The sequence below is a fragment of the Halonotius terrestris genome (assembly GCF_006861665.1).
In the GTDB taxonomy this organism is placed as follows: Archaea; Halobacteriota; Halobacteria; order Halobacteriales; family Haloferacaceae; genus Halonotius; species Halonotius terrestris.
Window position 1 is genome coordinate 660042 of record NZ_RKLU01000001.1, and the last position, 10252, is coordinate 670293.

The 10252-nt window shown below is 60.7% G+C and carries 6 protein-coding genes, 1 tRNA gene, 2 rRNA genes and 1 pseudogene; 5 read left to right on the forward strand and 5 right to left on the reverse strand.

The genetic code is table 11. The features are described from left to right. From EGH24_RS03465 to EGH24_RS03475, 3 genes are all read right to left on the reverse strand, one after another. Positions 1-387: a PIN domain-containing protein gene (locus EGH24_RS03465; RefSeq protein WP_142978763.1), complete on the reverse strand. Its 387-nt coding sequence runs from the start codon at positions 385-387 to the stop codon at positions 1-3. Beyond that, entirely contained in the window at positions 384-683 is a 300-nt protein-coding gene (locus EGH24_RS03470) for an AbrB/MazE/SpoVT family DNA-binding domain-containing protein (protein WP_142978764.1), read from the reverse strand. The genes EGH24_RS03465 and EGH24_RS03470 overlap by 4 nt, the downstream gene beginning before the upstream one ends. Positions 684-780: 97 nt before the next feature. Then, positions 781-2463 carry a sensor histidine kinase gene (locus EGH24_RS03475; protein WP_185903217.1) on the reverse strand — a complete coding sequence of 561 codons (1683 nt, stop codon included), beginning with the start codon at positions 2461-2463 and terminating at the stop codon, positions 781-783. A gap of 94 nt (positions 2464-2557) precedes the next feature. Between EGH24_RS03475 and EGH24_RS03480 the strand changes: the two genes are divergently transcribed. Then, entirely contained in the window at positions 2558-5230 is a 2673-nt protein-coding gene (locus EGH24_RS03480) for a valine--tRNA ligase (protein WP_142978766.1), read from the forward strand. A 21-nt stretch (positions 5231-5251) separates the two neighbouring features. Here the strand turns inward: EGH24_RS03480 and EGH24_RS03485 are convergent, their stop codons facing one another. Then, positions 5252-6310 carry a quinone-dependent dihydroorotate dehydrogenase gene (locus EGH24_RS03485; protein ID WP_142978767.1) on the reverse strand — a complete coding sequence of 353 codons (1059 nt, stop codon included), beginning with the start codon at positions 6308-6310 and terminating at the stop codon, positions 5252-5254. A 155-nt stretch (positions 6311-6465) separates the two neighbouring features. Beyond that, a pseudogene (locus EGH24_RS03490) lies at positions 6466-6663 on the reverse strand (hypothetical protein). A 226-nt stretch (positions 6664-6889) separates the two neighbouring features. Here EGH24_RS03490 and EGH24_RS03495 point away from each other — a divergent pair. The 4 genes from EGH24_RS03495 to EGH24_RS15485 form a co-directional block, all read left to right on the forward strand. Beyond that, positions 6890-7198 (forward strand): non-histone chromosomal MC1 family protein, encoded by a 309-nt coding sequence (locus EGH24_RS03495; protein WP_142978768.1) that lies wholly within the window; start codon positions 6890-6892, stop codon positions 7196-7198. A 790-nt stretch (positions 7199-7988) separates the two neighbouring features. Further along, positions 7989-9459: ribosomal RNA gene (locus EGH24_RS03500) — 16S ribosomal RNA — on the forward strand. Between the two features lie 170 nt (positions 9460-9629). Further along, positions 9630-9701, forward strand: a tRNA-Ala gene (locus tag EGH24_RS03505). A 193-nt stretch (positions 9702-9894) separates the two neighbouring features. Beyond that, positions 9895-10252: ribosomal RNA gene (locus tag EGH24_RS15485) — 23S ribosomal RNA — on the forward strand; the annotation flags it as partial.

Consider the following 10252-nt stretch of genomic DNA (forward strand, 5'->3'; position numbering starts at 1 on the left):
TCACTCGTCGCTGTCAGGCTCCAGCGGGAGCCGTTCGGCATCGACTGTGTCGTACGCGCTGTCCGACCCTCGAATCGGTATCCCGCGTGTTTCGGCCGTCGCGGCGTGAAACGCGTCGAACGCTGTCATCCCGTCCTCGAAGTAGTTCACGGCTTTGAGCACGATCTGTTGCTCTTCGTCGCTGCCGACGGGAACGAGTTCGAGGAGGTTCGCAACGAGCGTGACGTAGTCGAATTCGTGACGTTCCCGAATCAACAGCACCTCCAGATACGCATACGACGACGTAACGACCTCCTCCTCGGCGAGAAACCCCTCAGCGCGCTCTTTGAGCCAGTCGGCGTCTTTCGCCAGCGCGAGCAGGAAATCCGTCTCGACGTACACCGTCATTCGTCGGTCTCCACCGATGGATCGCTACCCCCTCCCGATTCGCTGTCTTTGCCGCGTTGGAATCCCGCTTCGGCGTCCGCTCGTGCCTGCTCTCGCGCTTCGGTGCGTAGGGCGTCAACTGATTTCCCGTCGAAGGCATCGCTGGCCGCCTCGCGGACTGCTTGCAGCGGGTCATCGTCGATGGGAATGAGCTCAAGCCGGTCCTCGTACTCGACGACATGGAATTTCTCACCGTACTTCTCCCGCTGTGCGGCCGACAGATACAGCCGTCCGCTGTCGTCGGTTTCGACTGTCATTAATTCTCTTTTGGTGGCTCGACTGAAATATTTTCCCACAAAATATCCTATCGAACCATTGGATTATTGTCCTTTCTACCTTCACGTTTGCACTCAGCTACCCATCTCCGGTCGGTTCAACCACGACATCCGGCAGTTCGACCGTTGCTGTCGTTCCTTCAGGGCCTGTCTCGTAGGTCACGTTACCGCCGAGGGCGGTCGCGCCCCACTCGACGAGCCAGAGGCCGATCCCGCTGCCGTGTTCGAGATCCGTCTCCTTGCCCTCCTCGATCACGCTGAGTTCGTGCTCCGGAATCCCGTCGCCGCTGTCGCTGATCTCGATCCGGGCGGTCGAGCCCGCGGTGGTCGCCCCGACGGTGACGGTCCCGCCGCCGTGTTCGAGACTGTTTTCGATGAGATTCGCCAGCACGCTTTCGAGGAGTTGGCGGTTGGTGTTGATAGCGAAATCCGCCGGCACCTCGTTGTCGACGCTGCCGCCGTGGTCGTCGACGAGCGGGTCGGCGACGTGATCGACGAACTTGGCGACTGGGATCGGCTCGGTGCCCATCTCCTCGGTTTCGAGTGTCCGCTCGACCATCCGGGCCTTCTCGCCGAGTTCGAGCACGTCGTCGGTGTTGCGTTTCGCGGTTTCGAGCATGTCGGCGTACTGGTCGTTCTCGGTTCCGTCGGCGACGACTTCGAGATAGCCGCTGGCGACGTTGAGGTCGTTGCGGAGGTTGTGTCGAAGAATGCGGTTGAGAACGGCCAGCCGCTGTTCACGCTGGCGTTCAGTCGTGATGTCCTGGAGGGTGATCGTGTGGCCGACCGTGCTGTCGGCCGAGTCCTCGATGGATGAGACGGTGACGGCGTAATCCCGTTGGTGACTCTCGCCGTGGCGGATTCGCTGTTCGTCGCCCGCGAGGTCGATGTCGAGTTCGATGCTGTCGAGGGATTTCCCGAGGAAATCTGGCTTGGATGTTTCGACGATCGCCGCCGCCGACTCGTTGGCGTTGATGACGCGCTGATCGTCGTCGACGATGATGACGCCGATCCCCAGATCGTCGATGGCGGTCTGATCGCCCGTCCGGCGGGCCGCCGGCGTCAACTCGAACATGTTGCGCCGGAAGAAGGCGTACATGTCGAGGCCGAGATGCGCCGGGAACAGCAGCGGTGCGAGATTGAGGTATGGTGTCGGGCCGACTTGGAACACCCACAGGAGGATGCCGGGGATGACCGGCACTGGCGACAGCGCGAGTGCCAGCGTCTGGGAGCGATACAGCCGGCCGTAACTCACGAACGTCTCGATGAGGGTAAGTACCGCGCCCGCGGTCAGGATCATCAACGCCAGCAGGATGAGAAACAGCCACGCCCCGTTGCTGTGGGCGACCGTCGCCGCACCGAACGTCGGCTCGATCCGGTAGTTTTGCCAGACGAGTTGGTGCCACGGGTTGGTGGCGATTAGGCCAACGAAGCCGACCATGAGCGCGACCAACCCGGCCATCGCTTTCGACCGAACCACGTCTTTCCGCCCGGTGTATTCGAGAGCGAACGCCAGAAACAGCAGGCTCGTGAAACAGGTCCCCACCCAGATCGGAATCTCAAGCAGAAACCGAAGCGTCGGATCGAACACGAGCAGGGCGACGCCGTAGGAAACCGCCCACAGGGCGATAGATCCGATCATCGCCATGAACAGCGTCGCGCCGTCTTCCTCGCGGTAGGGCCAGACATAGGCAATGAACGCCAGCGAGATCAGCCCGGAAACCAGCGAGCCAATCGCCGGCCACGAAAGCGCGCTAAACACTGCGTCCAAATACACACCATCGTGGCATAAGGATTCGCGTCACCCTGCTCGGAAGTCGATTAACCTTAGTCCCCGCGGCGAGTTCCACCTCCCAATGCCAACTGGAGAGTACGATCCCGACGCCGTCGAGCCCAAGTGGCAACAGCAGTGGCTCGACGACGAGACGTACGCATACCCCGAGAACGCGACCGATCCGAACACGACCTTCGCCATCGACACGCCGCCGCCGACCGTCTCGGGAAGCCTCCACTGGGGCCACGTCTACGGCTCGATCCTCCAAGACATCGTCGCCCGCTTCGAGCGCATGCAGGGCAAGGACGTGTTCTACCCCTTCGGCTACGACGACAACGGGATCGCCTCCGAACGCCTGACCGAATCCGAGCTCGGCATCCGCCATCAGGACTTTGATCGGTACGAATTCCAGGAGAAATGCCGCGAAGTCTGTGCCGACTACGAGGAGGAATTCACAGAGAAGATGCAGGCGATGGGGACCTCCATCGACTGGAACAACACCTACCAGACCATCTCGCCCGAAGTTCAGCGCGTCTCCCAACTCTCCTTTATTGATCTCTACGACCAGGGCCGCGAATACCGCAAAAAGGCTCCGGCGATCTGGTGTCCCGACTGCGAAACTGCCATCTCGCAGGTCGAAACCGAGGACCACGAGGAGCAGTCGTACTTCAACGATATCGCCTTCGAACTCGTCGAGAGCGGTAGTGAGCCCGATCCCGACGCCGTCAGCGACGAGGACTACCAGTATCCGACGCCGACCGAACCCGGCGACGATATCGTTATCTCGACGACTCGCCCTGAACTCATCCCGGCGTGTGTCTCGATGTTCGTCCACCCCGACGACGACCGTAACGCCNACCTNNNNGGCGNCACNGCNNNGGTCCCANTCTTCGGCCACGANNTNCCNNTCTACGAGGACGAGCGCGTCGACATGGAGAAGGGGACCGGCGTCGTGATGTGCTGTACGTTCGGCGACCAGACGGACATCGAGTGGTANCAGGCNCACGANCTNNNNCTNCGGGTCGCNATCGACGAGTCGGCGACGATGACCGACCTCGCTGGCGACTACGAGGGCATGAGCACGGAGGAAGCCCGCGAGGCCATCGTCGAGGACATCGACGACGCCGGGCAACTCCGAGATCGGTGGGCAATCGACCACGTCGTGCAGGTCCACGAGCGCGACGACGTGCCCGTCGAGTACCGTGTCACCGAGCAGTGGTACGTNNANGTGCTCGACAANNNNGAGGAGTANCTNGAGGCCGGNCGCGAGATGGACTGGTACCCCGAGAAGATGTTCACCCGGTACGAACACTGGGTTGAGGGGCTCGAGTGGGACTGGTGTATCTCCCGNCAGCGNNNCTCGGGNATNCCGTTCCCNGTCTGGTACTGTGCCGACTGCGACCACGAAGTTATCGCCGAGAAAGACGAGCTGCCGGTCGATCCGCTTTCGGACGATCCGCCGGTCGATAGCTGTCCCGAATGCGGNCACGACGAGTTCGTNNCCGAGGANGACGTNTTCGANACGTGGGCNACCTCNNNNCTGACGCCGCTCATCAACGCCGGCTGGGACTGGGATGACGAGGCCGAGGAGTTCACGATGGATCGACCCGAGATCTACCCGATGGATCTCCGGCCACAGGGCCACGACATCATTTCGTTCTGGTTGTTCCACACCGTCATCAAGTGCTACGAGCACACTGGCGAAGTCCCGTTCGACACGACGATGATCAACGGGATGGTCCTCGACGAGAATCGAGAAAAGATGTCGAAATCGAAGGGCAATGTCGTCGATCCCGACGCCGTTCTCGACGAGTACCCGGTCGACGCCGCGCGGTTTTGGGCCGCCGGCAGCGCGATCGGCGACGATCTGCCCTACCAGGAAAAAGGGCTTCGCGCGGGCGAGAAACTGATTCGGAAGCTCTGGAACGCCTCGAAACTCGTCGATTCCCTCGCGCCTGAGCCGGTCGACCGGCCCGACGACCTCGCAGCGCTCGACCGCTGGCTGCTGGCCGAACTCGATGCTGAAATCGAGGAGTTAAGCGAGTTGCTCGCAAACCGCGAGTTCTCGAAAGCCCGCGACGGTCTCAGAACCTTCTTCTGGGGAACGTTCTGCGACGATTATCTCGAAATCGCCAAACAACGACTCGACGAGGGCGACGACCAGTCGGCGGCTTACACGCTGCGGACCGCCCACGAGCGGTTCCTCAAACTGTTTGCTCCCCTCCTTTCGCACGTCACCGAGGAACTCTACCGCGATATGTACGACGCCGACGCGAGTATTCACCAGACGGCGTGGCCCGAACCGCTCGGCATCGACGCCGACAGCGAGGGCGGCACCGCCGCGATGGCGGTCGTCGGCGCGCTCCGGAAGTACAAAAGCGACCAACAGCTCCCGCTCAACGCCGCACTGTCGGCTATCGAGGTCTACGGCCCTATCGAGGGCTTCGAGGACGACATCCGTGGTGTGATGCACGTCGAAGAGCTGACCGTCCTCGATAGCGAGCCTGAAATTGAATCCGTCATTACCGACATCAGCCTCGACTACTCGAAAGTCGGTCCCGAATACGGCTCGCAGGTGCCTGATCTGGAAGAGGGTATCGAGGCCGGCGAGTACGACCTTGTCGATGACGAACTCCACGTTGCCGGCGAGGAATTGGGTCCTGATTTCTTCGAAGTCAACCGTGAGCGACGCTACGCTGGCGAGGGCGACATGCTCGAAGCCGGCGACGCTATCGTGATCGTCAGCGAGGTATAGGCTGGCAGTCGCTGCCTGCTTTTATTCGAGATCGACACCGACCGCGTCGTCGACCGAATCGAAGCCGTCCCGTTCCAGCAGATCGAGCAACCCTTCGTTGATGTCGCGGGCAATCGCCGGCCCCTCGAAGACGAGGCCGGTGTACAACTGGACCAGGCTCGCGCCCGCGCGTATCTTTTCGTATGCGCCCTCGGCGTCGCTGATGCCGCCGACGCCGATGATCGGTACGTCAGTGCGCTCGGCGATGAAGCGGATCTGGTCGGTCGCCTCGTTTTCGATTGGTTTGCCCGAGAGGCCGCCACTTTCAGCCTTGTTCGGATTCTGGAGGCTTTCGGGGCGACTCGTTGTCGTGTTGGTTGCGATCACGCCGTCGAGACCGAGGTCGTCGACGACGGCGAGGGCGTCTTCGACTGCAGGGTCAGGGAGGTCCGGCGAGAGTTTCACCAACAGGGGATTGGCACCCGCATCTTGGAGCGTGCCCAGAATTTTCTCCAGCGATTCGCGGTTCTGCAGCGAGCGCAGCCCCGGCGTATTCGGGCTGGAGACGTTGACCGCAAAGTAGTCGCCCGCGTCGGCGACGCGCTCGTAGGTGTACAGGTAGTCGTCGGCCGCTTCCTCCAGCGGCGTCGATTTCGATTTGCCGATGTTGACACCGAGCGGTACGTCGGGCTGCGGTTCGCGGTCGAGACGGCGACCGATCCGGTCGGCACCCTCGTTGTTGAACCCCATNCGGTTGATGANNGCNNNGTCNTCGGGGAGNCGGAACATNCGCGGGCGNGGGTTGCCNGGCTGNNNNTCGGCGGTGACGCCGCCGANNTCGACGTGGCNGAAGCCGAGANCNCNCAGNNCGNNNGGNATNTCGGCGTTTTTGTCGAAGCCGGCGGCGACGCCGACCGGGGTTTGGAAATCGAGGCCGAAGACTGACTGTTGGAGCCGGCTGTCCCTGACTGCGTATCGCTCCCGAAGCATCCCTGACAGGAGGGTGTCCTGGACGGCCCGGAGGCCGCGGTGGACGATGTTGTGGGCGGTCTCCGGTGGGAGCAGAAAGAGGGCCGGCTTCGCAACGTCGTAGAGTCCCATTACCTACAGTGGCGGCGTCGACCGCAATCAATCCGACGGAAGCGTCGTTCCTCGAGATCCCCAGCCGGCACTGGCGGTATCTGAGACCTATCGACCCCCAGAGCGGCTGTTTGTGATTGCCGGTCGCTGAAAAAGGGTGGCCTGCCCGGACCCGACTAGAAGTCGTGTTGAACGGTGTCGGGATCGGCCTTCTGGATGATGATCTTGTCCTCNCGGACCCGNACGAANACNTCGTCGCCGATNTCNANGCCNGCGACNGCGAGTTCGTCNTCGTGNAGNTTNACGTGGACGTTGTGGTACTCNCCGNNNTCGTCTTTCGCACCGCTTGGACTCAGCTTCTTTTTGCGGACCATCGCCGGTATCTATCCCCATTCACCACACGCTCCATATAAGTGTTGTCTACGGGGTAGCGGCGCGCGCGAGGTTTCAGCACCCGTGTTTTCCCCGGTTTCGCCCCCGATTCGCCGGCAAACCGCCGGCCCGCGTCGGCATCGTATTTAAAACTCCCGCCGCTGAGTGTTCAGCTCCCCGATATATTTATATCGACGTATGTTCTCGGTTGGCATGGAGATACAAACCATGGTACGTGAAGATGGTAAGCGCAATTTCGCGCTCCGTGAGGGTGATGGCTCAGAAGAAAGCGTCTTTTCGGGGAACACACCGCGACAAGCCGCGCTGAAGGCAGCGCGACGGCTTGATCCGGCTCCTTCCGAGGATGCAGCTGATCCCGTTGATCTCGAACTCCGGGAGAAAGGCACCGACAAGGTCCATATCTATGAAGGGTGGGCATGGGAGGAGGAAGCCCCCGACAACTCCCCCGACTGGATGCCCGAGGAGATCACGGAGGCAAACGTCTCCAAAGAGGGAATCGACCACCTCGACGAGTGATCGCCGCCGCCCCCAGTGTCCTTCTACTATTGTCGCCGCTTCGGTAGCGTTTAGTCCCTCTCACGAGGAGTCTCGGTCGCGCGGCAACCACGCGACGGGACCGTCTGTGCGAGACAGGGGATGACCGTTCGACCTCCAGCCGCGTGACATTTCCATCCGTGAGCGACGCATCCATTCTACTGCACTTGGTGTCGCAGGCAGTGAGACGCCGCCACACGCCCCGCGGGATTCGGTCGCCTCAGAACCACTGTGACCGCTTTGTTGTTCGCGGCGGTAGCAAATCCGACGAGCCATGAAACCGCATGACGTGGCGGGTTCGATCCGACGGCCTTTTGTAGTAACTACCCTTCGAATGGAATGCACTGGTCGCGTGCGGAAACGCGTTCGACTATAGCCGTCCGGAACCGCCGGAGGGCTCCCAGATCGAAACAACGCCCTTAAGTACAACAGGGCGTTCGACTGGAATGCAGCAAAACACACTGCGAGCGCGAGACCGTTCGAACCGGTCGGCACTCGCACTGGATCAGAACCCACGGGCAACACGCGTTGCCCGTACGAATTCCGACGGCCTTATACGGGCCTGTCGGGTATGTTCAGATCCGAAAGTATGGGGATCCCGCCCCTGCGGTACGCCGTACAGATGGGATCCGACGTTAGCCTTGGTAGTTCGGTGTCACCCGATTGCTCGGATGACGCCGAACGTGGACCATGCAATGAGACACATATTTGGTGACCGATCTCTCTTCGAGAGATCGTTCCCGCCAGCCCCCAACCTTCACGGGTTGGACACATTCCGGTTGATCCTGCCGGAGGACATTGCTATTGGGATTCGATTTAGCCATGCTAGTCGGACGAGTTTAGACTCGTGGCAGATAGCTCAGTAACACGTGGCCAAGCTACCCTTCAGTCGGCAATACCCTCGGGAAACTGAGGTTAATGGCCGATNTGGAACAGTCGCTGGAATGCACTGTTTNCTAAAGATTAACGCTGAAGGATGCGGCTGCGGCCGATTAGGTAGACGGTGGGGTAACGGCCCACCGTGCCNATAATCGGTACGGGTNNTGAGAGNNAGANCCCGGAGACGGAATCTGAGACAAGATTCCGGGCCCTACGGGGCGCAGCAGGCGCGAAACCTTTACACTGCACGNNAGTGCGATAGGGGNANNCCNAGTGCGAGGGCATANTAGCCCTCGCTTTTGTNNACNGTAAGGTGGTNNACGAATAAGNGCTGGGCAAGACCGGTGCCAGCCGCCGCGGTAANACCGGCAGCNCGAGTGATGNCCNATNTTATTGGGCCTAAAGCGTCCGTAGCTGGCCAGCCAAGTTCGTCGGGAAATCCACCCGCTCAACGGGTGGGCGTCCGGCGAAAACTGGCTGGCTTGGAACCGGAAGGCTCAGAGAGTACGTCGAGGGTAGGAGTGAAATCCCGTAATCCTCGACGGACTACCGATGGCGAAAGCACTCTGAGAAGACGGCTTCGACAGTGAGGGACGAAAGCTAGGGTCTCNAACCGGATTAGATACCCGGGTAGTCCTAGCNGTAAACGATGCTCGTTAGGTGTGGCNCNNNCTACGAGNNNGNGCTGTGCCGTAGGGAAGCCGNNAAACGAGCCGCCTGGGAAGTACGTCCGCAAGGATGAAACTTAAAGGAATTGGCGGGGGAGCACTACAACCGGAGGAGCCTGCGGTTTAATTGGACTCAACGCCGGACATCTCACCAGCNCCGACANCAGTAATGACGNTCANGTTGANGACNTNNNNCNNNGCTGNTGAGAGGAGGTGCATGGCCGCCGTCAGCTCGTACCGTGAGGCNTCCTGTTAAGTCAGGCAACGAGCGAGANCCNCNNCNCTANTTGCCAGCANCANCNNNNGNTGGNTGGGTACANTAGGGNGACTGCCGCNGCTAANGCGGAGGAAGGAANGGGCAACGGTAGGTCAGTATGCCCCGAATGNGCTGGGCAACACGCGGGCTACAATGGCCNNGACAATGGGNNNCNACNCNGAGANGNGNNGNNAATCTCCTAAACNTGGTCGTAGTTCGGATTGCGGGNTGAAACTCNCCCGCATGAAGCTGGATTCGGTAGTAATCGCGTGTCAGNAGCGCGCGGTGAATACGTCCCTGCTCCTTGCACACACCGCCCGTCAAAGCACCCGAGTGAGGTCCGGATGAGGCCGCGTTCCCGCGGTCGAATCTGGGCTTCGCAAGGGGGCTTAAGTCGTAACAAGGTAGCCGTAGGGGAATCTGCGGCTGGATCACCTCCTAACGTCCGAGATCTGCCCCTCTGGGGCAGACTCACCGTTCATACTCATCGCAGTCCACGCCCCGATGGTCATCCCCGACCACCGGGCATTTTCGGCTCACCCGTGCGATCGGGCACCGACGAACTACCAAGGCTAACATTCACGGCTTGGTCGGCTTCGCCGACCGAGNNGGGCTCATAGCTCAGCGGCAGAGTGCCTCCTTTGCAAGGAGGATGCCGTGGGTTCGAATCCCACTGAGTCCATCGCAAGTACGCCCGAANCACTCTCCTTATATGGGAGACAGCGTTCGGGTGTACTACGACGAAACCAATGCACCATCCCGTGTGAGCGGGTTGGGAAGGGTNGANGNGCGCNCCGGCTTGCAGCCGGGCGTTCACGATGAAACCGTATGTACGTGCAATCCAGGCGCTCACTGGACCCGTTCACTGTGCTCAGTGATCGTGGCTACTGTGCCGCCTGGTGGATGGCTCGGCTCAAGCGCCGACGAAGGACGTGTCAAGCTGCGATAAGCCATGGGGAGCCGCACGAAGGCGAAGAACCATGGATCTCCGAATGGGAATCCCTCTACAATTGCTTCGCGCAATAGGGAACGCTCCGAATTGAAACATCTTAGTAGGAGCTGGAAGAGAAAACGAATGTGACGTCGTTAGTAACGGTGAGTGAACGCGACACAGTCCAAACCGAAGGCTTCGGCCAATGTGGTGTTAGGGCTGACTCTCATCGATCGAATCGCGACGAGAAGTCTCCTGGAACGGAGCTCGATACAGGGTGACAGACCCGTATCGTTGTGAAG